This is a genomic window from Brotomerdimonas butyrica (genome assembly GCF_025567305.1).
In the GTDB taxonomy this organism is placed as follows: domain Bacteria; phylum Bacillota; class Clostridia; order Peptostreptococcales; family Anaerovoracaceae; genus Lentihominibacter; species Lentihominibacter butyricus.
Window position 1 is genome coordinate 21,766 of the sequence record NZ_JAOQJP010000012.1, and the last position, 26,872, is coordinate 48,637.

The window sequence follows — 26,872 nt, forward strand, 5'->3', positions numbered from 1 at the left end:
ACCAAGCCTTACTTAAACAATTAAACATTGTATTTTACAAAAAAACCGATATAATTATCATATCGGTTTTTCTATTTATCAGATGTTTATCAGAAAGGATGTAAATATGTTCCAGATGACTACAATAATCGGTGCTCTTATACTCGGATTCGCAGGCTATATTATCGGACGCAAGCTCACCGCAGACAAAAAGAAATCTGCCGTTATCGGAATCATCGTATTCTTCATCATGATCGCAGTCAAGGCGCTGTTCCTGTCGAATTAGACCATCAGACAAGGATCACTTTTCCGGAATCATCACTTGTGTATCCGCCGAGCCGCTCCAGTTCTTCCCTGAACTCGGAGCTTTTTAATATCTCTATGAAAGCCTGCACATGAGGAAGTTCCAGGTATTTCACAGGTATGGCAAAATCATACTCCTCATAAGCTACTTCCATGAAGTCGAGCCCCATGGCATTCGCTGCAGAAAGCACGCCCATACCGGCATCTGCACTTTCACTTGCAACAGCCGCGGCGACTGCCATATGCGTAGCCATCTCGCGATCATAGCCATATATATCATCTGCAGAGATCCCCTGCTCTTTCAGCTTGTAGTCCAGGAGAACTCTCGTTCCGGCTCCCCTCTGACGATTGACATACCTCACACTTTCACGTGCGAGGTCTTTTATCTCATTTATATCGAGAGGGTTCCCTTTTTTGACCATGATGCCCTGTATCCTGTTGACACCCTTTATCAGCGCCATCGGTTCGCTGAACATCCTTTTCACATATGAAATGTTATATTCTCCGGTAGTCTCATCGAGCAGATGTATCGGGGCCATGTGCGCTTCCCCTCGCTTCAGCGCCATCAGTCCTCCCATGCTGCCCACATGAGTGCTCGACACGAACATGTCCGTATGCTTTTCAGGCACCATGTCAGCGATGACATCGAGTATGAGATCGTGGCTGCCTATTATCACGACTGTGTTTTCTACTTCGTGCCTGCTTCTGTAAAGCTCGATCTCGACTTTTTCTCCGGCTTCTACACCTTCGCTGTTCTGTTCTATGACACAGAAACCGTCTGCACGTACCAGCGACATCGCAGCGCCTGCACCGCGGGCCAGCGGAGCTGCAACGAACTTGTCTCCGACCTTGCCGACCTTTACTCTGACGTACTCCCTGTGCTTCAGACTGGACACGAGGCGTTTTGATATATGTGCATCTATTTTTTCGTTCAGACTTTCACTGCGTTTTCCCATAATATTGAGCAGCGGCTCAACGAAATTTTCGAATCCGATATATGCTGAAACCGGATATCCCGGCAGTCCTATTACCGGCTTGCCCTTCACCATCGCCAGGATCACCGGCTTGCCGGGCTTTACAGCTACGCCGTGAACTATCACTTCTCCAAGCTCTCTGAGCACGTGCACCGTATAATCTTCGGTCCCTGCGCTCGATCCCGCATTCACGATCACCATATCATATTTGTCTGCAGCATCCGAGACCTTGTGCAGTATCTCGTCGTAATCGTCTTTTATAGCCGGAAATCTGTGCGCAGTACCTCCCAGTGCGGTCACCATGTTTTCGAACATCCTGGAGTTCGATTCTATAATACTGCCTTCTTCTATCTCTGCATCGGGTTCTATGATCTCTGTACCGGTAGGAAAAACTGCAACTGCCGGCTTTCTTATCACTTCTATCTCCAGTATTCCTGCAGACAGCAGCACACCTATATCTATCGGTCTGATCTTGTGATTTCTCGGCAGGATCATTTCTCCTGCCACGATATCCTCGCCGATAGGCCTTATATGCTGCCACGGTGACGCCGATGCCGTTATCCTGACTCCACCCTCGGTCTCCACTATGTCTTCTGCCATTATCACAGCATCATGCGGTGCGTGCACGGGATCTCCCGTATCTACTACAGTATACTGATCTTCTCTCAGTATCACAGGGGATGTCTCCGATGCACTTTCTGTATCACCAGCCTTTACGGATATGCCGTCCATGGCTGATGCGTTGAAAAGCGGCGAACTGTACCTGGCATATGTCGCTTTCTTCGTGACACGTCCCAGACTGTCTATGACCTTTATCGTCTCGCTCTGCGGATGTATTATCTCGCGTACGCGTTCAAAATACTTTTCTTTTGCTTCCTCTACCGGGATCGTCTTTAGATACAGGTTTCTTTTTCTGCTCATTTCGTATCTGCCCCTTTCCTAGAACAATGTCACTGCAACGATCTCTCCCTCGCGGAGCCCCTCCGCATCTGTTCCTGTCACTGTATATCCGTCCGCTCTCGTCATCGTCGTCATTATCCCGGATCTGCCGAGAACAGGTATCGCATCATATATGCCGTCTTCTCCCTCGCGGAGTTCCAGCAGTATGCATGTAGCCTTGCCTCCTGCAGACGCGATATTTTCTGTCATGCGTGCCGCTGTCTTCACCGGTTCTTTCTGACCTGTCAGTTTTCTGTAGAGCCAGGCTATGAACAGCTCGAATATCATAAGGGCGGCTACGGGATGGCCCGGCAGTCCTGCGAGTATCGTACTGCTTTTACTGTCATAACCTATTATCGTAGGTTTCCCGGGTTTTATCGCAATTCCATGAGTGAAGACCCCGCCGTCAGAAAGCTCGTCCATAACTTCTGCGGTAAAATCCTTCTCTCCCTGTGAACTGCCGCCGGATACAAGCACGACATCGCTCGACGACATAGCCTTCCGTATCGCTTCTCTGACAGACTCTCTGCCATCTTTCACAGCTGTCTTCTCAGTTATCCTGAAGCCGTGTTTTTCAGCAGCTGCAGACAGTGAATACGTATTTATATCGCGTGTCTGCCCTTTCTTCATTTCCTGTCCGGCAGCGACGATCTCATCTCCTGTAGATATCACGGAGATACTCCACGGCATGAACACCGGCACCTCTGATATCCCGGCCGAAGGCATGAGTCCGATTTCCTGCGGTCTCAGTACAGTGCCCTTTTTCAGGAATACATCGCCGTCTGCCAGGTCTTCTCCTTCAAGTATGACGTTTCTCCCCGGCGACACCGAATCATATACTGCGATACTGTTCTCGTCGAATTTTTCAACATATTCGATCATCACTACGGCATCCGCACCGTCCGGCAGCATACCGCCTGTAGGCACATATACCGCCTGACCGTCTCTTATATCTATGCCCGGTGACTGTCCCATCAAAACCTCACCGACGACTTCCAGAAAAACAGGTATACTGTCCGTTACTCCCTGCGTATTTTTTGCCATGACCGCATATCCATCGACTGTAGACTTGCGGAAGCCCGGCACGTTTTCTGCCGCCGGTATATCCTGTGCCAGTATACGCCCGCAGCTTTCCATAAAACCTGTACATTCAGTATCCGGCACCTTTTCACCAGCTGCCTCCAGCAGCTTGCAGCGCGCCTCCTCTATCTTATCGACTTTCAATAAACGCATCTTTCCATTCCTTTTCGCATTTGATATACATACTATATGACTAGCTCTTTTTTCTACAGATCAGTTTTTCATGACGGCTTCGACTCTGTCGATCCCGTCCGGCTGTGTATTATCCGATCTTTATCACTATCTCTTTGCCGTCCTCATACCCGTCGAGCGCCTTTACCGCCCCTGTCACGACATTCGCTATGGTCTTCTGCACGAACGGCACCATGCCGATCTCTTTGCCGTCTATCAGCAGCTGTACTTCGATGTCTTCCTGGTATTTTTCTGTCGCTTTTTCCACCATATCAGCCAATCTTTCCACTTCCTTTCTCGCATCTATGACGGGAAGTCCTCTGTATTCCCGCTTTTTGCCGGCGATGACTCCGGATATCGCGATCGCCTCGCCGCACATTCTCCGGTCGATATCATCTTCAGTCCTGCCTGTGATGATCGTCGGGCATTTGATCCCGCAGTCGCCTTCCAGGACGATGAAATCTTCTTTGTAATATTTGAGTATCGCCTCAGGATCCATCCTGCTGTCCATCATTATCGCAGTATCTCGCGGACCGAGCGCTGTGACCCGGTATGCACCGCTCTCCCTGTGCCTGAAAGTATCCGTCCCCGGCACATCGGCACGATAGTCTTCATAATGGATATCCTTTATCGTGCCTACCGAGTATCCTCTTCTTCTAAGCTCTCTTATCAGCAGTTCCACTGTGGTCGTCTTCCCGGTTTTAGAGAAGCCTTTTATCATTATGATCCTCATCGTTACTCTCCAAAATCTATTGTCTCGTATTCATGGTGCAGCAGATCTATGGTGAGCATCCTGCTTATAAGGCTTCCTTCTCTGGCCAGAAGCAGCTTCACCGTCTCTGCGACCTCGATGGCCGAGACCACTGCCGGTGTGAAATACGGATTTCCCGTCAGAACTTCCTCGCCTTTCTCCTCTTCACCTTCATATACTGCAGCCAGAGTCCGGTCACCCGGCATCACCACTGATACCTGCCCGTTCCAGCCTGCTATCGCACCGTGAACAAGGGGTATGTTTTCCGCTTCACACGCTCGCTCGAGGATCTTTCTCGAGGATATGTTATCCAGTGCATCGACCACTGCGTCAAAACCGCGGATCAGCTCTGCAGCGTTGCTTTCATCTATGAATGCATATACCGGCTCTATCCTGACCTCTGAATTTATCAGCTTCATCTGGAGAGCCGCCTCCTCAGCCTTGCTCCTGCCGAGATTGCATTCGTTTGAAAGTACCTGCCTGTTCAGATTTGTCTCGTCGAACACATCTCCGTCTATCGCTCTGACAGTACCGACACCGATCCTTACAAGACCTTCGATCACACCGCCGCCAAGGCCTCCGCATCCTGCGACGCATACCTTTTTCGCACGAAGCAGTTTATTTTCTTCAGGCGTTATGGTCATGCTGTTGCGCTCATAACGCCTCTGCAATTTCTTTTCTTCTATCATAATCCTTCACCTGTCAGCCTCCGGACACCTTTGAAAATGCTTTCAGCAGATCTCCGTCATGAAGCTCGTCGTAGATCATCACTCTCTTGCTGTTGATCGAAACGAAACCGAAATTTTTTATCTCCCTGTAATTGAGACCTGCTATCTGCAGTGCCTCGTCGCAAGTGCAGCCTTCCGGCACTTCATACACTCGCTCCTTGTCTTCTCCGAAATACTTTTTTAAGGTACCCCTGAGAGTTATCGTGACTTTCATAAACTCCTCCTTTCATATATTTGTCGGCGTCAGCCGACATAAAGGTTACGCCCCTTTGGTGTTTCATATATTTGTCGATCGGAGATCGACATCAGGTTACACCCTTGCGGTGTTTCATATATTTGTCGATCGGAGATCGACATCAGGTTACACCCCTGCGGTGTTTCATATATTTGTCGGCGTCAGCCGACATAAAGGTTATACCCTTGCGGTATTTCTATTGTACCATGGATCCGTATTTTTAAATACACCAAAACCGGCAAGCACCGATATACCTGCCGGCTTTGTTTCATTCAGTGATACTCCTTGACACTCCCGGAATACACGCCGCCTGCGCTTTACAGTATCGACTGTATGAGCTCCTCAGGCATCGTGCCGTCTTTGTTCCAGCCCATGACTTCATAATACTGATCCAGCATATCTTCGAACGCCTCCTGCGGTATTTTCTGTCCCGCAGCCGGACCTTCTCCGCCGAGAGCCTCTCTGATGACACGTTTAGGCACAGTGTCATCGGCTCTGTTGAAGCCCTCTCTCTGGTTGAACGCTCTGCCTATGTTGAGCACACGTCTTCCGACCTCACCCATCTCTTCAGGCGTCCATTCCTCACCTGTGATCATTGTCAGCATCTCAGCCATGATCTCGTAAGTGATCGTTCCCCAGAAGTCGCAGATGCACAGTGAGAATTTCACTGCATTGAATTCACCAAGCTCGTAGACCATCTGTCCTTTTCCCTCTGAAGTATATGGAGGCATTGCAGCAGCAAATACTTCCACGTTAGGCGCATATGCTCTCATGTGACAGGCACCTCTGTCTGATACTGCGTATGCAAGCGACATCCCCCATGAGCCGCGCGGCTCGTACTGAGGATATTCTAGTCCTTTTACCTGCATCGCGAAGTCCGTGCCGCCGTATTTCTCGGAGCAGTACTTAGTTCCCCTGCAAAGGTCTGCACCTACGCCTTCCTGTCTTGCTATGAGCTCGACCATCTCTATCATCTTTTCGGCTTCTCCGAACCTGATGCCGAAATCGTATATGCCCTTTTCAGTCATTTCCATGGCCCATACTATCGTATCTCCTGTACTTATTGTATCGAGTCCCATGTTGTCGCACACTTCATTGAATTTGACGATATGTTCAGGATCTGTTATCCCTGCATTCGGCCCTGCCACTGCGATAGTCTCGTATTCCGGACCTTCGCATATAGCATTCCCTATCTTGAGGAAGTTACCGCATCCGAGTCCGCAGCTGCCGCAGCCTCTCTTGCCCTCTCTGTACTGCATCAGCACATCGCCGTTGTACTTTTCCCATTCAGGATCATTGGCGCTTGAGAAGTTCTTGTACGGTACGATGCCTCCATCTCCGCAGGCCTCCAGGAATGCAGTTGTTCCCGCATCATACACGAAAGTATTATCTTCCTGCAGAACGTCTTCGTGAAGTATCTCGAGTATCCTGTCGGTAGTCTTCTCTATATTCGCTACTTTGACGCCCTTTGTTCCCTTTATCAGGATCGCTTTCATTTTCTTGGAACCCATTACTGCACCTATGCCGCCTCTTCCTGCCTGCCTGTAGTAATCGGAGTTGATGCACGCCATATTGCTCAGCTTCTCGCCTGCAGGTCCTATCGACATTATACTGTATTCTATACCGTATTTTTCGGCAAGTATCGCCTCAGCTTCATGCGAGCCAATTCCCCACAGATCTCCTGCATCCAGGAATTCGACCTTGTCATCTTCTATCACGACATAGCACGGTTCCTCCGATATGCCCTCGAAGATTATCATATCGTACCCTGCGAATTTTATCCTGATCCCGGCATGGCCGCCTATCGAGCAGTCGTTCATCGTGCCGGTCGCCGGCGACTTTGCCGCTACCGACAGCTTGCCTGAGCACGGTACGGGAGTTCCCGTAAGCGGGCCTGTCGTGAGGAACAGCTTGTTCTTTTCACCCAGAGCATCGATACCCGGCTCCAGCTCTTCATACATATATCTTATGGCAAGGCCCTTCGAGCCTATGTATTTCCTCGCAAAGTCCATTCTGAGAGGCTCTGTGGAGGCCGTTTTTTCTTTTAAGTTTATTCTCAGCACATTGTTCTGATATCCAAGCATAGTCATCTTTTTATACCTCCTAAGCCTATTCAAAAGTCAGCGCGTTCTGCGGACATGTCTTCACACAGTTCGGATCGCCCTTGCATGTATCACATATATACGCCTTGTCGTCTCTTATCCTTACGACTTTCTTAGGACATTTTTCTGCGCATATGCCGCAGCCTGTGCACTTGTCGAAATCTACACTGATATATTCGCCCTTGGTTATTGCGCCTGTCGGACAGTTCTTCGCACATATGCCGCAGAGTATGCAGAAATGGTCCGCATATTTCAACGCACCTTTATCGTAATATGTCTCTATGGCTATCCTCGCTTTCGAAGGTATGTATTCGCCCTCCTTATAGGCGGAACAGACCTGCGCACACAGCTGACAGCCTATGCATTTAACTTTATCGAACTTAAGTCTTTTCATTTTTTACTCCTTCCTGACTCCCAAACAACAACATATGATCCGGAGTTCTGATATCAGGCATAAAAAAAGTGCATCAGAAACCCGTCGGAAAAATACTTTTCCTCAAATGAAAGGTTCTCCTTTGCACAATGGCAGGCCGCAAAATCGCTCTCACGACCCTGACGTTCCAGCCGGCAGCTTGTGTCTGGCGGGAATCGGAGCAGTATTCGTATCTATATCGGAATTATAACGCATTTTCTGAAAACATGTCAATGATATTTATTTGCTGTATAAAAACAACTGTTTATACCAGGATCTCACCTTCAACAAATCTGCGAGTCTTATCATCTGATGGATTTTTAAGCATACTCATACACTCTCCGCTCTCTATCACATTCCCGGCATACATCATTATCACTCTGTCGCACATCCGGGCCGCCTGGGCAAGGTTATGTGTTACTATAACAACAGTTGTATCCTCCTTTGCACGTGTAGAATCCAGCATATTTTCTATTTCTGATGTCGTATACGGGTCTATGTTGGCAGTCGGTTCATCCAGAAGAAGCATCTTCGGCCTGAATGATAATGCTCTTGCAAGTGCGACTTTCTGCTTTTCACCGCCGGAAAGCTTCCAGGCATGCTGCTTCCTCAGCTTCTCAAGTCCCAGCTCCGCAAGAAGGAATTCCGCTCTTTTTTCACGCTCCCGTTTATCGACGCCTCGTATTTTCAAAGGGTATATTATATTTTTTTCTACAGTAGTCGATATCATATACGGAGCCTGGAAAACCATACTTACATCATTCTGTGGAAAAGCAATACTGCCGTCATAATAAACAGTTCCTGATGTTTGCGGCAGTATACCGGCTATCACAGAAAGCAGCGTACTTTTTCCCGCCCCGTTAGGTCCTATGATCGCAGTACTCCTGCCATGCATTATCTCTCCGTATCCTGTATCCAGAACGACTTTATCTCCAAATTCTTTTTTTAAGGAATCAAAAACCACATGCATTTATGTCACCTGCTCTCCCGTTCCTGAAAATGATACAGCAGTGCATTTATTATAAAAGAAATCGTCAGCAGTATCATTCCAACGGCTATCGCTCTGTCATAATTCCCCATGCCTTTAAGCTCTGAAATATATGTAGTCATAACACGCGTCTTGCCCTTTATATTCCCTCCGACGATCATCACTGCTCCGACCTCGGAGATCGCTCTTCCGAACCCTGTAACAACTGCGGTCGTTATTCCTACACGCATTTCATAAATCAAAAGCTTCAGGCGCTGCACTTTTCCGGCGCCAAGTGTTTTTCCCAGAGAATCAACTATCTGCGCCTTTTCTTTCACCATATTATATGTAAGCCCCGTTATAATAGGCACAACGAGACAGATCTGCGCTATTATCATCGCCGGAACAGTATAATTCAGCTGCAGACTGCCTAATGGTCCTCTTCTCATAAGTATCAGAAAAACCGTAAGTCCCGCTATAACGGGAGGCAGGCTCATAAATGTATATATGAGCCTGACTATTATCCCTTTTGCTTTGAAATCATATGTCCCTATCAGTATACCCGCAGGGATCCCAGCTACAGCGGCTATGATCACTGACGAAAATGAAACGTAAAGCGATAATCCTACTATTTCAAATATCTCAGAATCTGCAGAAAAAATCAGCCGTACCGCTTCTGCTATTCCCTGTCCAATAGTATCCATATTTCAAACCTTTTCTGCTATTTAGCGTTCGGCACGAACAGCGCCTGTCCATATTCTTCAACACCGTATTCACCGATCAGCTTCTGTGTTTCCTTTGAAACGATCCATTTCTGGAATGCCTTTGCTCCATCATGATTGATGTTTTCGTTTTTATCAGGGTTCACACATATAACTCCATACTGGTTGTTCAGCACCCCGCTTGGATCCTTTTCGCATACGATCTTGAGTGCAGTGTCTCCGCCTACATTGAGCCATGTAGCTCTGTCTGAAAGTGTATATCCTGCTTTTTCATCTGTCATAGTGATGACATCGCCCATTCCTGCTGCAGCCTCAACATACCAGTCACCTGACGGCGTCAGACCTGCTTTCTCCCAGATGGATAATTCTTTTTTATGTGTTCCTGATTCATCAGCTCTTGATACAAATGTCTGCTGCTGTTCCATTATAGCTGTAAATGCTGCAACAGCGTCATCTTTTGCATTTTCACCGATAGCTGCAGGATCTGCTTCCGGACCTACAACAACAAAGTCATTGTACATTACGTCCATTCTTCCGTCCTCATCTGCATGTCCGCCTTCTACATACTCTTTTTCAGCAGCCGGCGAGTGCACCAGCAGCACATCTGCCTCTCCGTTTTCTCCCATCGTCATCGCCTCTCCGGAACCCACAGAGACAACGTCTACAGAGTAACCTGATTCCTCCTCGAATACAGGCAGGATCTCATCCAGAAGACCGCTGTCTTTAGTGCTGGTAGTAGTCGCAAGGATTATAGTTCCCTTGCTCTCTGCTTCATCCTTCTTGTCACTTCCGCATCCTGCCAGTATCGCTGTCATGGACAGTGCCACTGCAAGAACAAGAAATACTGATAAAATTCTCTTTTTCATACTTACCTCCGTTTTATGAATAAATAATATCTGATAAACAGCAGCTGCTGTTTATATCAACATACTTACTACATAAATCCCACAAAAAAAGGAACATATGTAATACAACGTAATGCAGCACTTTTATCTGCCTGCAGAACATCCAGAATAAAAAAAGAATTTTCCGGAATGAAAATTCTTTTTTTTATTATCTTTACATCATTCCTTTCCATAATGGGAGGCCTGCACGTTTCCATACAAACCCATCGATAAGCACTCCATAGCATTTATACAAGCCTTAGAAACACTTATTCGGAATTATTCATTTGTCAAATTCTGTTTATATAATACCATAACGTTGTTCAAACAACAAGTGTTTTATCACAGTACGATCGTGTCGATTTTACCGTATTATCCTGTGTTCTCCGGCACTCGTCGTCATTCTGCCGCCCGAAAATCAGAACTTCTGCTGTCCGAAAAACGCTTCTGCGGACTGCGGGAACAGTATATATGCCAGCAGTATCTCTTCTGTCGGCGCCTTGTCTCCGAGCTCCTTCTTCTTGTTGAAGAATTCCGGTGCAAGTAGATCTGCCGGCCTGCAGTCGATAGGCTCCTCTCCGTCAAGCACTTTTTTCTGTATCGCCTTGTTGAACGGTCTTATCGTCCTGCCGTACTCGCCCTTGAGGATGGCTTTCGTCTGCTTGCTGACCATCTTGTAGCGTTCGCCTGTCATGATGTTGAACACTGCCTGTGTTCCAACGATCTGCGATGACGGCGTCACGAGAGGCGGTTCACCGAGATCTTCACGCACTTTAGGTATTTCTTTGAGCACGTCCGAAAATCTGTCTTCCATGTTCTGATCCTTCATCTGCACGTACAGGTTCGAGAGCATGCCCCCGGGAACCTGATATCTGAGCGTTTCCGTATCGACGTCCATCATCTTGATGTCGATCATGCCCTTCTGTTCGGCATGTCTGCGGAACTCTCTGAAGTATTCGGTCGCTTTGATCATAGCCTTTTCGTTGAGCTCGACGTTCCTGCCTGCCATTTCCAGCGTCTTGAACATAACTTCCGTCGCAGGCTGGCTCGTACCCATCGCCAGCGGTGAAAGCGCTGTGTCTATGCCGTCGCATCCGGCATCTATGGCCTTGAGATAGGTCATCGGAGCCACTCCGCTGGTGCAGTGCGAATGCAGCTGTATAGGCACATCGACGGTCTTCTTGAGCATCTTTATCAGCTTCTCTGCATCATAAGGCATAAGCAGCCCTGCCATGTCCTTGATGCATATCGAATCTGCGCCCATTTCCTCGAAATCCTTCGCGAGCTTCTTCCAGTATTTCAATGTATATTTTTTACCGACAGTATATGACATCGCCATCTGCACGTGCGCGCCTTCCTGTTTCGCGGCATTGACTGATCTCTCGAGATTCCTCGTATCGTTGAATGCATCGAATATACGGAAAATGTCTATGCCGTTGTCCACGGATTTTCGTATGAATGCGTCCACGACATCGTCCGGATAATGATTGTAGCCGAGCAGGTTCTGCCCTCTGAGGAGCATCTGCAGCTTCGTCTTGCGGAATCTCCTGCGCAGCAGCCTGAGTCTCTCCCACGGATCTTCGTTGAGATATCTCATGCACACGTCAAAGGTCGCGCCGCCCCAGCACTCGACCGAGTCGTATCCGATCTCGTCCAGCACTGATGCTATCGGCAGCATATCAGAGGTCCTCATCCTTGTCGCCATCAGCGACTGATGCGCGTCTCGAAGGATCGTCTCTGTGAATTTCACTTTCCCTTTATTCATAAAAATCATATGATTTCTCCCTTTTAGCCAGTTAGTAGATTATGCTCATTTTTGATCCAGCTTAGACCAGTTTACTAAATTTTACCCATATTTGCAACTTACATTGTTAAACATATGTCAGGTTTTTGCATGTATTTTTGTGCGTGTCAATGTGATGCGCTCTCATTTTCGCCGATATGCGCTCTGATAACCTCCAGGAACTTCTCCCCGTATCTGTCTGCCTTCGCGTCACCGACACCCTTTACACAAAGGAGCTCAGCCTTCGTCTGCGGCATATACATGCACATTTCTGTAAGCGAAGCGTCCGTGAATATGACGTATGCAGGCACGCTGCTCGTCCTGGCGATCTGAAGGCGCAGTTTCTTGAGCTTTGCAAGAAGCACCTCGTCCGGCTGTCCACCTGCTCCCGGACTGCCTGCCGGTCCGCTCTGTATCTCGGCGAATTCTTTCACAAACTCCGTCTCGACCCTGACCTGACCACGCAGGAGCTCTGCAGACTTTGCAGTGAGTCTGAGCACAGGATATTCGCCGTCATCGACCCGCAGGAACCCGTCGCTTATCAGCGCATCCGTCATCTGCCGTATCCGCTTGACCGGAGTGTCCGCCAGCAGCCCGTACGTCGACAGTCTGTCCAGCCCCGCCGAAAGCACGCGCTGGTTACGGCTGCCCCTGAGGATGTCAGCGATCATCATCACGCCGTATCTTTCCTCGCAGCGGTAGATGCACGACAGTATCATCTGCGCCGGCACGGTGTAGTCTACCTTTTCGAATTCTGTCAGGCAGTTCGAGCAGTTGCCGCAGTAGTGCGGCGCTTTCTCGCCGAAATATCTCAGTATGAACTCCCTCAGGCAGTCTCTGGTCGTCGAAAAAAACACCATCTGCCTAAGTCGTTCGTAGTCTTTTTCCTTGATCTCCGCGATCTCATCATCGCTCAGCTCGTCGTTCTGCGCCGGATTTTCTATAAAAAACTTTATCGTGTTCACGTCGCCAGGTGAATAAAAAAGTATGCAGTCCGCTCTGCTGCCGTCACGTCCGGCTCTGCCGGCTTCCTGATAGTAGCTTTCGATGTTCTTTGGCATGCTGTAGTGTATCACGAATGAAACGTCGGATTTGTCGATGCCCATCCCGAATGCATTCGTCGCGACCATGATCTTTCGCCGGTCGTATATGAAATCGTCCTGATTAGCGATTCGTTCCTCGTCGGAAAGTCCTGCGTGGTATCTCGTTGCCTCGAAGCCTTTGGACTCCAGTAGTTCGCAGACTGACTCCACGTCCTTTCGCTTCGTGCAGTAGATTATGCCTGTCTGCCCCCTGCGCTTTGCAAGGGTCTTCAGGAGCTGCCGTTCTTTGTTGTCAGGGTGTATCACGGTGAATGACAGGTTCGGTCTGTCGAAGCTGGTCGTTATGCAAAACGGCTCGTCCAGCTCGAGCAGTGTTTTTATGTCTTCTTTCACGTCCGGGGTGGCTGTTGCTGTAAATGCTCCGATAACCGGTCTGCCCGGCAGTTCTCTGACGAATTCCGCGATCCTGAGGTAGCTGGGCCTGAAATCCTGGCCCCACTGCGATATGCAGTGGGCTTCATCCACTGCGATGAACGGTATGTCTATTTCTCTGCATATTTCTGCAAAGGTCTCGGAGTGCAGTCTTTCCGGGGCGACATAGACTATCCTGTAAAGGCCTCTGCTCATGGCTGAAAGCGTCCTGCCGTATTCCTGCGAGGTCATGGAGCTGTTGATGTATGCCGCCTTTATATCCATCTGTGACAGCGCACTGACCTGATCCTTCATCAGCGATATGAGGGGCGAGACGACCAGCGTCGTGCCGTTTTGCATGAGTGCCGGGATCTGATAGCAGACCGACTTGCCGGCTCCCGTCGGCATTATGCACATGACGTCCCTGCCCGCCATGATGCTGTCGATGACCTCTGCCTGGCCTTCCTTGAAGGTGTCAAATCCGTAATATGATTTTAGTATCCTGTTTCTGTCCATGTATCGTCGTGTTATCCTTGATATGTGCTGATTAACGTGTGATAGTGTGTTTTGCGAGTTTCACAGCTGTGTATGCGGGCGCGAATACAAGTGCTTGCCTACAGGCGTGAGCCCGCAGACTTGACCTAGACCCGCGCGATGACACGGGCCGCTCAGTAAACCTCTCTGTGTATTTTGCCGGCCATTTCTGAAGTGATGGTCTGCAGATCATACGGTGCCGGATGCGATGCGGGCACCCCAAGCGACAGCATTGCTTCCAACCGGTAACTTTCCGGGAATCCCAGCAGTTTTCTGAGATATTTCTCAGTCGTTTCGGGCGGCTGATCTGATGCCATTCTCAAACGCCCCTGTATCCAGCAGCTGCCGAGCCCCAAACTGTCCGCCATCAGGTGCATGTTCGCCATCACGATCGAGCAGTCTTCGACCCAGACATCGCATTTTTCCGGATCAGCGATCACTGCGATCGCCGTATCTGCACCTTTTAGCATGGCAGCACCTGCCACTCTGGAATGCGCCATCTTTTCCAGCGTCTCCTTGCTTCTTACCACGATAAATTCCCATGGGCGGCGACCCTTACTCGATGCTGAAAGCATCCCGGCCTGAAGCACTTTCTCTATCTTTTCATCATCTATACGCTCGCCTGTGTACTTCCTGACACTGCGGCGGTTTCTCATTATTTCAAGCAGATCCATGATTTTCTCCTCTTTTCTATTACAATATAAATATGGTTAATATCCCTTACCCCCTTACGGACAGTATGAGATCATCCATCTTGTTGCCTGTTTTTACGCAAATGTACGACAGCCTGGAAGCTCCTGCCGATCGACTGCTTTTATTTTACTATCAAACTCGAAAAGCTTCAATCGAAAACCGAATTATATAATTTTGGCTCACCTCCGCGTTTCATGATCACCTCTTATTTCTGTGATGCACGGCTACTTACTTCTGTGATGTACGACTGTTACTCACAGCGATCTGGATCAGAACTATAAATCAGAATGATAAAATGATATAGCCTGGAAAAATCCCAAAGTCACATACTGCATAAGTTGTATCAGAACTTGTGGACGCAGTATAATCCCGAAATCTGTGTATTATCCGCCACATTTAAAAATACCTGCACAAACGCTCTTAAAAATGTGTATGATATGCGATCTTTCAAAAATAGTTACACACGATTTTCTATAATATATCAAAAATTACATCAAAAACGCGCCAAAAACGCATTTTTATCCAATATTTTCTATATTTGTGTGTAATAAAAAATAAATCCTTTTGTAAATACACAGACTAGAATGCGTTTGTGTATTGAGACTAAAAAACAATGTATTCTACACAAAATCAAAGAGCCTCAATTTAAGTTACAGATAAATTGAAAGGTCTCTGCATTCTATGATGTAACTGTTAAATCCCCAACCTCTTCAAACTCTCTAATTATAACACTTCCAGGCTGTGTTTTGTTTACCTCTTAATCAATAAGTGTTTCCGACTTTCGTCCATATGCCATTTTACATTCCACAATGTATCTATTAAATCGCTTCACTAAGTCATTTACTGAGCATGGTCTTGTTACTTTACATTCCACAATGTATCTATTAAATCTTGTCTCCGTCGATTGTCGTACATGCTACATCGTTCTTTACATTCCACAATGTATCTATTAAATCTATACCTTTTGCTATAATAATGACATAAGATAAAGAACTTTACATTCCACAATGTATCTATTAAATCCAGGAATCAACAAAACATAAAAATCAGAAACACCATTCTTTACATTCCACAATGTATCTATTAAATCGTCAGTACCTTGCGCAAAAATTTCACGATTTTTAACCTTTACATTCCACAATGTATCTATTAAATCCGTAGTGTTCTACATTCCAGTCCGTGCTGCCGGATGACTTTACATTCCACAATGTATCTATTAAATCCCGAGACAGATCAGATGATTTACTCCGTTCTGGGTCTCTTTACATTCCACAATGTATCTATTAAATCTGAACCCTATCAGCTCATCATTTGCGGACGCGCCCTCCTTTACATTCCACAATGTATCTATTAAATCGCGAATACCGCACTGAATGCATCGTAGCAAAAACAGTGCTTTACATTCCACAATGTATCTATTAAATCGTAGTTTCTGCCCTCGCGCGTTACGATGTCATTCTCTTTACATTCCACAATGTATCTATTAAATCCAATAACGAATATGTCTATGATCCGCTGCCGAAGCCTTTACATTCCACAATGTATCTATTAAATCCAGAGCTCTGATCAACGCAAATGTCGTTCAGGATCTGCTTTACATTCCACAATGTATCTATTAAATCGGTGATGATGCTCTTCTTTCTGCTCGCTTGGGGCGGCTTTACATTCCACAATGTATCTATTAAATCCGCAAACGGCACCGGATCTGTGACTATCGAAAAACCTTTACATTCCACAATGTATCTATTAAATCTGTATTGCATTCGAAAACACAAGGACCGTTATTGCCTTTACATTCCACAATGTATCTATTAAATCTTAAACTGGCTTGCGGGAATGACGGTTCGTGACGACCTTTACATTCCACAATGTATCTATTAAATCTCAGTTGCTCTGTTCCCGGTTCGATCATCTCCTCTTCTTTACATTCCACAATGTATCTATTAAATCTTACGCACGGACCATACACGATCATTTTAAATTCTGACTTTACATTCCACAATGTATCTATTAAATCTTCAGTTGCTCTGTTCCCGGTTCGATCATCTCCTCTTCTTTACATTCCACAATGTATCTATTAAATCATGAATATCACCACGGACGCTATCATGGCGATCTGCCTTTACATTCCACAATGTATCTATTAAATCGATTTTAATGCTGTAGCATCAGAAGACGGTACAGCCTTTACATTCCACAATGTATCTATTAAATCTACAGCCGGAAACATCATCGCGCAGCTGCAGAAAAACTTTACATTCCACAATGTATCTATTAAATCTCGTGCTTTCCTGCGCACACGCGCCAGTTTTCCGCCTTTACATTCCACAATGTATCTATTAAATCTGCACGAGGTTCGAAGATCAAATAAATTTGTCTTTCAGCTTTACATTCCACAATGTATCTATTAAATCAATATGCGTCGTTGCAACGCTGGTCATCGCTGCAGCTTTACATTCCACAATGTATCTATTAAATCTTTTCCCCGAATTTATTCCGCGTGCATATTTTTCCACTTTACATTCCACAATGTATCTATTAAATCTGAAAAGTGGAAAGCAAACCGACAACGCCGCAACAAACTTTACATTCCACAATGTATCTATTAAATCTGGCACGTGATCCAGGGAACGCCGGCAACCGGAACGCCTTTACATTCCACAATGTATCTATTAAATCTCTATTTATGACGACACCAAAACCGGCCGCTGCTGTCTTTACATTCCACAATGTATCTATTAAATCTGCCCAGAGGGCTCTCCGTATCGATGTTTTCTTTTACTTTACATTCCACAATGTATCTATTAAATCTGCCGCCCTTAATGTCTTTTAGCATTTTTTTCAGTGCCTTTACATTCCACAATGTATCTATTAAATCCCTTGAACACTTGCGTGTCAAACTCTCTGAAATCTACTTTACATTCCACAATGTATCTATTAAATCTGACATCTATCGCCGGCCTGCCGGAAATAAAAGAGGCTTTACATTCCACAATGTATCTATTAAATCTGAAAAGTGGAAAGCAAACCGACAACGCCGCAACAAACTTTACATTCCACAATGTATCTATTAAATCGCTCGGCAGGTGCTTTGAAAAATACGTCAAAGCCGCCTTTACATTCCACAATGTATCTATTAAATCTTGTCCACGAACGCGCCCTCATTGATAATCGCCGCTTTACATTCCACAATGTATCTATTAAATCGAGCAGATCGCGTACCAGATCGGCACGGAAGAAGCTGCTTTACATTCCACAATGTATCTATTAAATCAAGAAGAAAATTTCGTTATTTTTGCATGAAAGTGCCTTTACATTCCACAATGTATCTATTAAATCCCCGTACTCTTCAACCTCTCTAATTATAGTACTTCCCAGCTATGTTTTGTCCACCTCTTGATTAATAAATTTTCCTGGCCTTCACTGGTATGCGAAAATCACGGTAAAAGCTGCCGGAGTGTGTGCTTTTCAGGGTTTGTCGACTGGCTACGTTTTTTGCATTATCAGGAGTCGACAAAGGTAAATGATCAAATTAAGAAACTGGTCTTGTCATCTTCGATGCCCCAGAATTCCTTGTCCAGCCATCTTTCCTGCCGGCTTTTGAACAGTATTATCGAGTCCAGCGAGGTGTCAACATGCGGCTTCAGTTCCTGCCTGAGCTTTTCCAGCTGGACCTTTGACAGCTCGCCTTCAAAAACCGAATTCTGGATATGCGTCAGATATTTTTTGCATATCTTGAATATGCGCGACCACCTCTTCTGCCCGTTATCCGTCTTGCTTATATCATATACCAGCACAATATACATTTTTCACCACCATATTCTGAACCCTTCATACTCTTTTTCACCGATCAGATGCTTTATCAGCTTGTAAGCTTCCAGACGCATCAGATACTGATACGAAACTTTCCGCCCGAGCTCCCTGTGCATGATCGTCTTCTTCAGCCGGTTTTCAAACTCAGAAACTATCAGCCTCGAGGCATCCTGCTTCAGATGCATGAAGTTTAGTTCTTTTGTAAAGCTGCCCTCTGTTATCTGCCTCCTGTTCAGGAGCGAAAAAATCAACCGGTCACCTATCAGAGGCTTGAAGACCTCGGTCAGATCCAGGCAAAGCGAATACCTGCGCACTCCCGGTTCATGCAGATAGCTTATCGTCGGATCGAGCTGAGTTTTATATATTTCACTTAAAGCCTTCGTGTATATCAAAGAATTCACGTACGAAATCAGTGAATTGATCATATTGTCCGGCGGATGCATCACTCTTTTTTCAAACCGGATGTCCTGATCCACTATGATATTCCATGCCGAATAATAGCTTTTGCGTATATTCCCTTCGATCCCCATGAGCTCATCGATCTTTTTCGCAGACGATATCCCACGCCTCAGGCTGTCTATCTCTCTCATGTAAAGCGATACATCTTTTCCTCTTCCGTTATAATAGCGCAAATTACGATATATATTGTCTGCCGCGGCTTCTATGAATTTCCTGGCGATCACGAGCCGCTTACTGTCATCCGTGTAATGTTCCACCTGTCTGACCAGCATCTGTCCTGCCAGCAGACTTTCTCTAGGGTAGTAGCTCCCTGTATAGAAACTGTAGTGATTGAAGAAATGCATCGGTATCCCGTACTTTGATATATAATTGATAAAATTCGTATTGAACGTCATCTCCGACATGACATATATATCAGAAATACGTTCAACCGGCATGTCACGTTTTTCTCCTTCATATGTCGTAAACTGCAGTGTGTTGTCTTTACGCTTCAGATCTCCACTGCTGTAGACATAAAAACTCTGTTTCATCAGGTCCTCCTTTCCGGTCAAATAAAGCACAGATCATGGTATGCACACTTTCGACATATTTTTTTCTCGCAAAAATCAGGTGGGATTTCCTGCTTCCTTACCCTATTGATCTCTTCAATGATGCATTCGAGTTCATGTTCATCCTCAGACAGCAGTTCTACAGTCAGATTCTGTTTCAGCAGAGGATAATCTATCCTTGCTTTCATATCTCTAAGCCCTCGCTGTGCAAGATAGTACAGATAATATTTGACCTGCCAGATCCCCGCTTCCTCTATCGATCTGCTCTTTTTTATTTCATGCAGTTCACGGTGTCCTTTTATGAAATCTATATTTATCACATTGTCTATGTTTATATGTTTTTCATCACGCCTGTAACTGTTTTCATCCAGCAGTTTTCCAAGCATCACATCTTCATTTTCATTCTCCATGTTTATCTCGTGGCAAAAATACCACAGCTTTCTCTTACAGACAAAATGATAATATATCATCATTCCTGTGATTCTTTCTTCCATAAGCAACTCTCCTGCAGATCAGCATATCATAAACGTTTCCTGCTGTTCTTCAGCCTTGATGAAGAGGCCTTTACCACTCAGCGTTTCCTCATCGAAATCGTATTCAGCGCAATTTTCATCTATCCTGTGTATGAAAGTCCCCTTGATCGGCTCTTTATCCATCGCGTTCCTGTACCTCTTGTCATACGAGGCTACATTGAGAGTAAGCGCATCCAGCTTTGAGTTGAGTACAGCTTTTATTTCTGTACCTATATTCGCACCACACAAAATATTGCTACATACACGTATCATTTCATGTTCCTTCTGGTATATGCTGTCAGGCATAACAGTCGTGTTTCTTATCTTTCGAAAGCTGTCATCCGCTTCACTTTTGCTGTATTCAGCAAATAATATAGTTTCGAAATGTCGGAGCATATCCTTTATTTCTTTATAATAATTGCTGTTTTCTATTTCGGGCGAACCATAAACTTCGTTCACGCATTCTGTTTTCATTTTCTCGGAAAGCACCTCGCCGGTAATTTTTCTGATACAGTGCAGTGACTCGTCATAGATCACCTCGTCGTATATCGTTTTTCTGCCGTTTTTCGTATCATGCACTATGATATTAGGATGTTCAGGGAAGTATCTGCCAGAACGGTTGCAGCGGCCCATGCGCTGCAGCAGGCTGTCGATCGGGCACATCTCCGTATACAAAATATCAAAATCTATATCGAGACTGGCCTCCACGATCTGCGTAGTCACCCAGATGCCTTCCGCGCCTTCCTGCACAGAAAAGTCCATTATGCTTTTCTCAAGCAAGTCACGATGCTTTCTGATAAAACCTGCGTGCAGCAGCTTTACATTGCTATTCATTTCTCGCAGCGAGTCATAGACCCTCTGGGCTTTGCGCACTGTATTGCATATCACAAGCACTTTCCTGCCGTGTGCGCTTTCCAGTATCTCATTGATATCCATTTCACCGTCTGTCACAGATACGATATGCCTCTTCAGCTCTGATTCACCTGAAAAATCCTGCAGATAGCACTCTTCACCAAAGCGCAGTCCGTGCTCTTCCATAAGTTTTTTCAGCACCGGCGGGAAAGTCGCTGTTATTATCGCAAACCGCCCGCCCATCTCTGATATTGTTTTTAGCCCGTATATCAGCGCTGCAACTACGCGCGGAGAATACGACTGTATCTCGTCGATTACCACCTTTGAATATTTGAGCGTCGCCGCAAATATTTCAGTGCCTGCGGCTTTATACGAGAATTTGAACAGCTGATCCACCGTGCATACTGTCAATGGTGCGGACAGAAGCTTCGCCTTTTCATAGCGGCTGTAGCCATCGCCCTTTTCAGAGGATTCTTTGAGGAATTTCTTCATGCTGCCCGAGTGCAGAAGCGCCGCCTCTTTATACTCATATCGTTCACGTATCCTGTCGTATATCGCATCAGACGAGACCATCATCGGAAGCGTGTAAAAACCTTTTTCGCCATCGAGCCATAAAAGCGCCGCTTCTGTTTTACCGGATCCTGTCGGTGCTATCACTACCAGGTTATCCTCAGAATGCTCACGCATGTATTCCTGCGCTGGTCTAAGATTACCGTCCAGGCTTTTTTCGATACTTGATTTCAGCTTCTTTTCTATCAGATCGGGATGCTGCTCCGCTTCACTGTACCCGGCGCTCACGGACCAGTCAAATTTGTTCAGCATACCCTTCACCAGGATATACTCGCGCCATATTTCATCATCTACATCTGAATTCCGGCATTGCTGATTCAATCTGAATATGACCTTCCGAATGTTTCCAACAGAAAACTCCCACTTATCGTCATCAAGGAACTCTCTGACGGATTTGTTGTAATATTTTTCCGCATACCCATTAATATCTTTAGCTTTATATTCATCATCTCTTGTGTGGTGATGATAAACAGCAGTAATGAACACCTTGAAATCATCCTCCGTGAAGCGCTCATCTATATCCTTGAAATCATTCCACGAAACCGACAGTGCACTCAGGTGACCATGCGGCATCTGCCGCACGCCCTTCAATTTCTCGTTATCAGTAATCCTATCCTGAAAAACTTCGTTTGCCTTGCCTATATCATGATATCTGCAGGCCGCTATGATCAGTTTTATTTCTTTTTCCGAAAAATATTTTCCATGGTCGACAAAGAATCCTTCAGCACATTTCACTGTTTCATCAAGGTGATCTTTTAACAGTTTCTGCGGCCCGTTTTTTCCGGCTTTCACTTTCTGAGCTGCATTATCTATCGCAGCAAGTTCCCAGTCAGCCAGTTCGCCATGCAATACTTCCTTAAGCTCACGCACTGATTTCAAAAAAGTGTCTTTCTCCTTGCCGGTAATGCTCCGTTCTTCTGATTTTGCATAATACTCCATATGATCCCCGACCTCCTTTCAGAAGTTGCCTGCGGTTCTGACTTCTATACATGACTCATTTCCGGATCATACAGTTATGCCAGCACAACTACTGTTCCATGATCTGAAAAATCATCCACATACACATTTCCTATCGACTTATTTGCTGGAAAAAGTTTAGCTTTGATCTTGCCACCTTCAGCTTTCCAGCGCCTTAGTCCTTTCTTCGTTATCTCGTACTCTTTCGTCAATGTGTATACAGTTGTCATTGTCCCCTCTGTATCTGCATCCGAATCAACAGGCACATATATATCCATTTCCGTGAAAGCCTCGTCACTTTTTTCCAGTCCGACGATATCTACACGCTCTATATCGAGCATGTCCTCATATCGGCCCATTGAAGGATAACGCTGAGGTCTGCACAAGGCATGATACACCGTATCGAAATCATCATCAGACGGCACGACATGTATGACCATCCTGTTTTCACATATCAGTTCCACGTTGGCTATACCTTTGAAAATGCCATATTCTTTGCCATCCTTTATGCATATCTGATGTCGCGCTTTATCGAATTTCCCCCCCGGAGTAAACGAATATCTCGTATAAAGCTCTGATACCGTTCCATTGTTCGTTCCCTGTATGCTCAGCTTCATCGGATGGAATTCCTTAAAACCGCATGCTGCATGTATCATTCCCAGGACTGTTGAATATGGCGGCAGGGGGAACGTTTCCTTGATGATGAAGCTGCTTGGCTTACGGTAATTAGCAAGTTCCTGGTAACACTGTATCCTTATTGCCCTATCCATAGTATCTGTCCACTTCCTCTTTGATGTGCCCGAACACATCTCCTATGGTCTCCGCCCCTAGAATGTCCTTTATCTCTTTATCGTTATCGAACATTTCAGAGACAACACCTGCGAATGTATTTTCCCCGATGCTGCTGTCCGAATCTGTGAGTTCTTTTATCATCTCAACACTGAGTCTGTTTTTTTCGATTTTCACCTTGTTCTCAAAGAACGGATTCTTTCTCTCGTACACTCCGCCGATAATGAATACCGGACTCAGATCCTCCCTGCGACCTTTTATATCTCTGTAAAGGTACCGGATACCGTCCAGCAGGGCTTTTACGCGCTCTGCCTTTTCCTCACTGCTGATCTCGATATCCCCGTCTATGCCGACACGTTCCAGATCCACGGATACCGTATATCTGTAATATGTGCGGTGTATCTCGCTCTGAGCTATTCCGTTGTCCGCATCGATCCTGGATGCCAGCCCCATATTTGTCAGAAAGTCAAGATCGCTCTGGTACGGTTCAAGCGATATCGCATTGCTCAGCCTTGCCACGGCATTTCTGGTCGATGCGCCGCCGCTCTGCTTGTCGTCTTTGGCCGTGGTTTTCATGTATCCGAACAGATCAATCTCCGGAAATTCCGCTATCGTTGCAGATGGTGCGAACTGCACTACTCCGCTTTTAGCATCCACCGGAGTCTTGTCCCATCCCATCTGCTGAACGAGACTGTACCTGAGCGCCTGCCTTGATATATATGTATACTGCTTGTTGTCTCCTCTGGTCATTTTTTTCAGAGACGTTATGTTACCTATACCTTCTCCGTAATTAGCACTTTCTGCCAGAAACACCATCGTTACCGTTAAACCATTTCTATTCATCGCGACCTTCCTCCTTTTCATCATCCTGCGTCTTTACCGAATAACTTCCCTTCAATCCCAGTACGAATGCATACCCGTCTTCCTGGAAGCACTTCTGATCTCCGATCATGTATATAAATCCTTCCGGCATCTGAAGCCTGCTCGAGCAGTACATTCGCATCACTATTTCTATAAACTTTTTATCATTTCCGACTGAAAGAGCATTGAGAAGCTGATATATAGTTCCGCGGAGAAAATCATCGCTTGTCAGCCCTCTGCTTTCCATCAGATTTTTCCGCAGAGCATACCCGCTGTCTCTCATCCTGTATTTATTCATAAAAGCATTACCTCCTTTGTTCTCGTTTATATGGCACTGCTGCAGCTGGATGCAGTACACCATGAAAGCCGTTCCCAGCATACCGTCGTTTTCTATCGAAGCCTTCATCAGCCTGTTCAGCAGCGGATACTGTTCACGGTATTTCAGCAGATTCATTATGACTTCCTCATACACATTCAGGTATTCGCTGCCTATTTTGCAGAACGGATGCTCTGCCAGTTTCCCAAGGCAGCTTTTCACCGTTTTATCATTAAGGATCCTCAGTACAGGCTTGCTTATTATGCTGAAGGCATATCTGTCGCTCTCATTCGTACCTCTCATGATCACCTGTATATTTAAAAGCTCATTCGTCTTGTCTTCGAGCACCATGTTCACAACTCTTGCAAACCACGACGGATATCTTTCATCTTTTTCTTTCATCGAACTATCTTCCACCGCAGGTATTTTTTTATTGACGCCAATAATCGTTTTTACATTGTGATTCAAATTCACAAATACGAATTTATTTCCGATAAGCTGAAAACCCAGTGGACTCATCGCATACAGGAATGCACATACCGGACATAGATACGCATCCACTTTCCCGTTCCAGAATGCAGATCTTTTTCGTGCCAGATCATCGGCCATTTCTTTCATAAATGCTATAGAAACCTTCTCCCCACTCTTAATAGGCATGCCGCATTCTATACATGAATCCTTAGACCTGCTGTGATCGCTTTTCAGATACTCTACGAACGGGATTCCAAAATCTTTTGCAAATATTGCTCTCATGTTTTTGTCTGCATTTTTACGATGGAGGAAACATTTTTTATCCCAAAATCTGTTTATGATGCTGTATATGATGCTTTTCATCGCAAAAGTTTCCCTGCAGATGTCATTTGAAAGGAAAACCTTGAGTCCTCTCAGTTTTTCAAGAAGCAGTGTCTCATCCATTTTGTCACTGAGTTTTTCTTTTTTCAGCTGCTCATACGCTTCCATGCATTTTACTTCATCACTGCCTGCAGCCTCTTTTATGTTTTCAAATCCTGCCTTGTAACTGTTTAACAGCAGTTTGTCATTTATATACTTCAGCTGTTCTCTGTTTTCTTTCGTAGCTTCCCAGCTGTGGATCTCCAGTTTACTGATGCAGCTGTCGATCTTCTTTTCGATCTCAGGCAGTACTGTCGCCGGCCCTAAATATTTTACAAAAGCTTTGAAATATACGTCTGTCCAGTCAGTATCCAGTGCAAATGCCCGGTCTATCCAGAACGTATATTTATCATCAGAGATCCCGTAATCGACACCTTCTCTCGCACCGTGATTTTCGAGTGCATAATAAAGGCCTGTGATGCCTGCGTTTTTAAGAAAATCCCCAAGACTTATTTCTAAACGATCCATATTACACCCCCTCTGTTACAGCAGCAGCGTCCACTTGCCATGCCCTGATGACCGCCTTGCACCCATTCCCGCCTGATACAATACGTTCAGAAGCTCTGGCGTTCCTGTCAGTTTGTACACTCCCAAGCTGGCATCCGTATTTCTGCCAAACACGGGCACGACGACTTTCTTTGCTTTTACCGGTGTTATAGAAAATCCTTCTGTAGAAACGCTTGTCCCTGTTTTCTGAAGAAAGAAATCTATATTTTCTTTGAGTGCTTCACTGAACTCCCGGTCTTCAAAGGTGTAGTACGTGTCTTTATTGTTTTCGTAATCATGTCTCCTGACAACAAGAGGGCTCATCATCTTTACCACAACTTCACGATCTCTGATATCCCTGTATCGCTGCATCACGAGTGAGACAAGTGTCATCGAATTGTTTTTCATCGGATATCGTTTTTGTACAAGTGATTTGAACCCGTTAAAAAACCGTATGAATTCGCCCAGATCACTGTCCGAAAAAAACATCGTGAGTCTGCTGCTCCCGAGCAGTATACGATCCGCTTCAAATCTGGGCCTGTCCAGCATATATGAATATGTATACTGCTTCAGCACCGATCTGTCTTTGGCGTACATTTCGTGGAAAAATTCCTGCGATGATGCTTCTGCCGCCGCTTTTATGAAGCTGACCAGCAGTCTGTCGAGCTCTTTCGGCAGTTCAGGTTTTTCCAGCTCAAATACTAGCTTTAATTGCTGCATGATTTACTCCTTTCGTTAATTATGATTATTTTGCCCGTTTTATTTGTTTGAATTTTCTTTCATTATAAGCCCTCTCATGATTCTTGTCAACCAGATATATGTGTTTTATAACATGAGTCTCTTGATTTGAAATTTTATTTGTTGTATAATCCGTTATACATATTGGAATGTAAAAGATATTTGTGTATTTATCACTCAATTTAATAGCCCCATATTGGATCTCATCAGCTCCCTGCCACCACTAGTGGCGGGGAGCTTTACTATGCCATACATATTTTCACAGTTGAACCCCTTCCCTTTCCCTGTTATATTAATATCAAAGATCGTGCATTATGCCGCTTTCATCCGCGCCGGTTCTCCTTGCGAATGATGTGTCGAGCGGAAGCA

At 45.6% G+C, this 26,872-nt stretch carries 22 protein-coding genes, 1 CRISPR repeat array and 1 riboswitch; of the genes, 1 reads left to right on the forward strand and 21 read right to left on the reverse strand.

What is annotated here, in order from left to right; translation table 11 throughout:
• Positions 1-115: 115 nt before the first annotated feature.
• A complete protein-coding gene (locus tag OCV59_RS09405) occupies positions 116-265 on the forward strand; it encodes a hypothetical protein (RefSeq protein WP_262584284.1) in 150 nt (49 codons plus the stop codon).
• Positions 266-269: 4 nt separating this feature from the next.
• Here the strand turns inward: OCV59_RS09405 and OCV59_RS09410 are convergent, their stop codons facing one another.
• The 21 genes from OCV59_RS09410 to cas6 form a co-directional block, all read right to left on the reverse strand.
• A complete protein-coding gene (locus OCV59_RS09410; protein ID WP_147594236.1) occupies positions 270-2,177 on the reverse strand; it encodes a molybdopterin biosynthesis protein in 1,908 nt (635 codons plus the stop codon).
• Positions 2,178-2,195: 18 nt separating this feature from the next.
• Entirely contained in the window at positions 2,196-3,428 is a 1,233-nt protein-coding gene (locus OCV59_RS09415; protein ID WP_147594237.1) for a molybdopterin molybdotransferase MoeA, read from the reverse strand.
• A 109-nt stretch (positions 3,429-3,537) separates the two neighbouring features.
• Entirely contained in the window at positions 3,538-4,179 is a 642-nt protein-coding gene (mobB, locus tag OCV59_RS09420) for a molybdopterin-guanine dinucleotide biosynthesis protein B (RefSeq protein WP_147594238.1), read from the reverse strand.
• Between the two features lie 2 nt (positions 4,180-4,181).
• Positions 4,182-4,886: a HesA/MoeB/ThiF family protein gene (locus tag OCV59_RS09425; protein WP_262584285.1), complete on the reverse strand. Its 705-nt coding sequence runs from the start codon at positions 4,884-4,886 to the stop codon at positions 4,182-4,184.
• Positions 4,887-4,899: 13 nt separating this feature from the next.
• Positions 4,900-5,139, reverse strand: coding sequence for a MoaD/ThiS family protein (locus OCV59_RS09430; RefSeq protein WP_147594239.1), 240 nt, complete (start codon positions 5,137-5,139; stop codon positions 4,900-4,902).
• Between the two features lie 338 nt (positions 5,140-5,477).
• The gene (locus tag OCV59_RS09435) at positions 5,478-7,250 is read right to left on the reverse strand and encodes an aldehyde ferredoxin oxidoreductase family protein (RefSeq protein ID WP_147594240.1); all 1,773 of its coding nucleotides are present in this window, start codon (positions 7,248-7,250) and stop codon (positions 5,478-5,480) included.
• Positions 7,251-7,269: 19 nt separating this feature from the next.
• Positions 7,270-7,656, reverse strand: a complete 387-nt coding sequence (locus OCV59_RS09440; protein ID WP_147594241.1) for a 4Fe-4S binding protein — start codon at positions 7,654-7,656, stop codon at positions 7,270-7,272.
• A 283-nt stretch (positions 7,657-7,939) separates the two neighbouring features.
• Complete coding sequence (locus OCV59_RS09445) at positions 7,940-8,644, reverse strand: ABC transporter ATP-binding protein (RefSeq protein ID WP_147594242.1); 705 nt, start codon at positions 8,642-8,644, stop codon at positions 7,940-7,942.
• Positions 8,645-8,649: 5 nt separating this feature from the next.
• Positions 8,650-9,345: an ABC transporter permease gene (locus OCV59_RS09450; protein ID WP_147594243.1), complete on the reverse strand. Its 696-nt coding sequence runs from the start codon at positions 9,343-9,345 to the stop codon at positions 8,650-8,652.
• Between the two features lie 17 nt (positions 9,346-9,362).
• Positions 9,363-10,229, reverse strand: coding sequence for a substrate-binding domain-containing protein (locus tag OCV59_RS09455; RefSeq protein WP_147594244.1), 867 nt, complete (start codon positions 10,227-10,229; stop codon positions 9,363-9,365).
• Positions 10,230-10,414: 185 nt separating this feature from the next.
• Positions 10,415-10,538: riboswitch (molybdenum cofactor riboswitch) on the reverse strand.
• 127 nt (positions 10,539-10,665) lie between these two features.
• Entirely contained in the window at positions 10,666-12,021 is a 1,356-nt protein-coding gene (locus tag OCV59_RS09460) for a pyruvate carboxylase subunit B (RefSeq protein ID WP_147594245.1), read from the reverse strand.
• Positions 12,022-12,158: 137 nt separating this feature from the next.
• Complete coding sequence (recQ, locus tag OCV59_RS09465) at positions 12,159-14,000, reverse strand: DNA helicase RecQ (RefSeq protein ID WP_147594246.1); 1,842 nt, start codon at positions 13,998-14,000, stop codon at positions 12,159-12,161.
• Between the two features lie 152 nt (positions 14,001-14,152).
• Positions 14,153-14,692: a nitroreductase family protein gene (locus tag OCV59_RS09470; RefSeq protein ID WP_147594247.1), complete on the reverse strand. Its 540-nt coding sequence runs from the start codon at positions 14,690-14,692 to the stop codon at positions 14,153-14,155.
• A gap of 814 nt (positions 14,693-15,506) precedes the next feature.
• A CRISPR array of direct repeats spans positions 15,507-18,050; the repeat unit is 30 nt; unit sequence CTTTACATTCCACAATGTATCTATTAAATC.
• A gap of 188 nt (positions 18,051-18,238) precedes the next feature.
• The gene (cas2, locus tag OCV59_RS09475) at positions 18,239-18,517 is read right to left on the reverse strand and encodes a CRISPR-associated endonuclease Cas2 (protein WP_147594248.1); all 279 of its coding nucleotides are present in this window, start codon (positions 18,515-18,517) and stop codon (positions 18,239-18,241) included.
• Between the two features lie 3 nt (positions 18,518-18,520).
• Positions 18,521-19,513 carry a type I-B CRISPR-associated endonuclease Cas1b gene (gene cas1b, locus OCV59_RS09480; protein ID WP_147594249.1) on the reverse strand — a complete coding sequence of 331 codons (993 nt, stop codon included), beginning with the start codon at positions 19,511-19,513 and terminating at the stop codon, positions 18,521-18,523.
• 17 nt (positions 19,514-19,530) lie between these two features.
• Positions 19,531-20,025, reverse strand: a complete 495-nt coding sequence (locus OCV59_RS09485) for a CRISPR-associated protein Cas4 (RefSeq protein WP_147594250.1) — start codon at positions 20,023-20,025, stop codon at positions 19,531-19,533.
• A gap of 18 nt (positions 20,026-20,043) precedes the next feature.
• Positions 20,044-22,404, reverse strand: coding sequence for a CRISPR-associated helicase Cas3' (gene cas3, locus OCV59_RS09490; protein ID WP_147594251.1), 2,361 nt, complete (start codon positions 22,402-22,404; stop codon positions 20,044-20,046).
• 74 nt (positions 22,405-22,478) lie between these two features.
• The gene (gene cas5 / locus OCV59_RS09495) at positions 22,479-23,192 is read right to left on the reverse strand and encodes a CRISPR-associated protein Cas5 (RefSeq protein WP_147594252.1); all 714 of its coding nucleotides are present in this window, start codon (positions 23,190-23,192) and stop codon (positions 22,479-22,481) included.
• Positions 23,185-24,054: a type I-B CRISPR-associated protein Cas7/Cst2/DevR gene (gene cas7i, locus OCV59_RS09500; RefSeq protein ID WP_147594253.1), complete on the reverse strand. Its 870-nt coding sequence runs from the start codon at positions 24,052-24,054 to the stop codon at positions 23,185-23,187. The genes cas5 and cas7i overlap by 8 nt, the downstream gene beginning before the upstream one ends.
• Complete coding sequence (gene cas8a1 / locus OCV59_RS09505; RefSeq protein ID WP_147594254.1) at positions 24,047-25,747, reverse strand: type I-B CRISPR-associated protein Cas8b1/Cst1; 1,701 nt, start codon at positions 25,745-25,747, stop codon at positions 24,047-24,049. The genes cas7i and cas8a1 overlap by 8 nt, the downstream gene beginning before the upstream one ends.
• Before the next feature lie 15 nt (positions 25,748-25,762).
• Entirely contained in the window at positions 25,763-26,485 is a 723-nt protein-coding gene (cas6, locus tag OCV59_RS09510; protein WP_147594255.1) for a CRISPR-associated endoribonuclease Cas6, read from the reverse strand.
• Positions 26,486-26,872: the final 387 nt, after the last annotated feature.

Bases quoted from the DNA above. Each gene is read 5' to 3' on its own strand.
- OCV59_RS09405 (WP_262584284.1), top strand. From the start codon at position 116: ATGACTACAATAATCGGTGCTCTTATACTCGGATTCGCAGGCTATATT.
- OCV59_RS09410 (WP_147594236.1), bottom strand. From the start codon at position 2,177: ATGAGCAGAAAAAGAAACCTGTATCTAAAGACGATCCCGGTAGAGGAA.
- OCV59_RS09415 (WP_147594237.1), bottom strand. From the start codon at position 3,428: ATGCGTTTATTGAAAGTCGATAAGATAGAGGAGGCGCGCTGCAAGCTG.
- mobB (WP_147594238.1), bottom strand. From the start codon at position 4,179: ATGAGGATCATAATGATAAAAGGCTTCTCTAAAACCGGGAAGACGACC.
- OCV59_RS09425 (WP_262584285.1), bottom strand. From the start codon at position 4,886: ATGATAGAAGAAAAGAAATTGCAGAGGCGTTATGAGCGCAACAGCATG.
- OCV59_RS09430 (WP_147594239.1), bottom strand. From the start codon at position 5,139: ATGAAAGTCACGATAACTCTCAGGGGTACCTTAAAAAAGTATTTCGGA.
- OCV59_RS09435 (WP_147594240.1), bottom strand. From the start codon at position 7,250: ATGACTATGCTTGGATATCAGAACAATGTGCTGAGAATAAACTTAAAA.
- OCV59_RS09440 (WP_147594241.1), bottom strand. From the start codon at position 7,656: ATGAAAAGACTTAAGTTCGATAAAGTTAAATGCATAGGCTGTCAGCTG.
- OCV59_RS09445 (WP_147594242.1), bottom strand. From the start codon at position 8,644: ATGCATGTGGTTTTTGATTCCTTAAAAAAAGAATTTGGAGATAAAGTC.
- OCV59_RS09450 (WP_147594243.1), bottom strand. From the start codon at position 9,345: ATGGATACTATTGGACAGGGAATAGCAGAAGCGGTACGGCTGATTTTT.
- OCV59_RS09455 (WP_147594244.1), bottom strand. From the start codon at position 10,229: ATGAAAAAGAGAATTTTATCAGTATTTCTTGTTCTTGCAGTGGCACTG.
- OCV59_RS09460 (WP_147594245.1), bottom strand. From the start codon at position 12,021: ATGATTTTTATGAATAAAGGGAAAGTGAAATTCACAGAGACGATCCTT.
- recQ (WP_147594246.1), bottom strand. From the start codon at position 14,000: ATGGACAGAAACAGGATACTAAAATCATATTACGGATTTGACACCTTC.
- OCV59_RS09470 (WP_147594247.1), bottom strand. From the start codon at position 14,692: ATGGATCTGCTTGAAATAATGAGAAACCGCCGCAGTGTCAGGAAGTAC.
- cas2 (WP_147594248.1), bottom strand. From the start codon at position 18,517: ATGTATATTGTGCTGGTATATGATATAAGCAAGACGGATAACGGGCAG.
- cas1b (WP_147594249.1), bottom strand. From the start codon at position 19,513: ATGAAACAGAGTTTTTATGTCTACAGCAGTGGAGATCTGAAGCGTAAA.
- OCV59_RS09485 (WP_147594250.1), bottom strand. From the start codon at position 20,025: ATGGAAGAAAGAATCACAGGAATGATGATATATTATCATTTTGTCTGT.
- cas3 (WP_147594251.1), bottom strand. From the start codon at position 22,404: ATGGAGTATTATGCAAAATCAGAAGAACGGAGCATTACCGGCAAGGAG.
- cas5 (WP_147594252.1), bottom strand. From the start codon at position 23,192: ATGGATAGGGCAATAAGGATACAGTGTTACCAGGAACTTGCTAATTAC.
- cas7i (WP_147594253.1), bottom strand. From the start codon at position 24,054: ATGAATAGAAATGGTTTAACGGTAACGATGGTGTTTCTGGCAGAAAGT.
- cas8a1 (WP_147594254.1), bottom strand. From the start codon at position 25,747: ATGGATCGTTTAGAAATAAGTCTTGGGGATTTTCTTAAAAACGCAGGC.
- cas6 (WP_147594255.1), bottom strand. From the start codon at position 26,485: ATGCAGCAATTAAAGCTAGTATTTGAGCTGGAAAAACCTGAACTGCCG.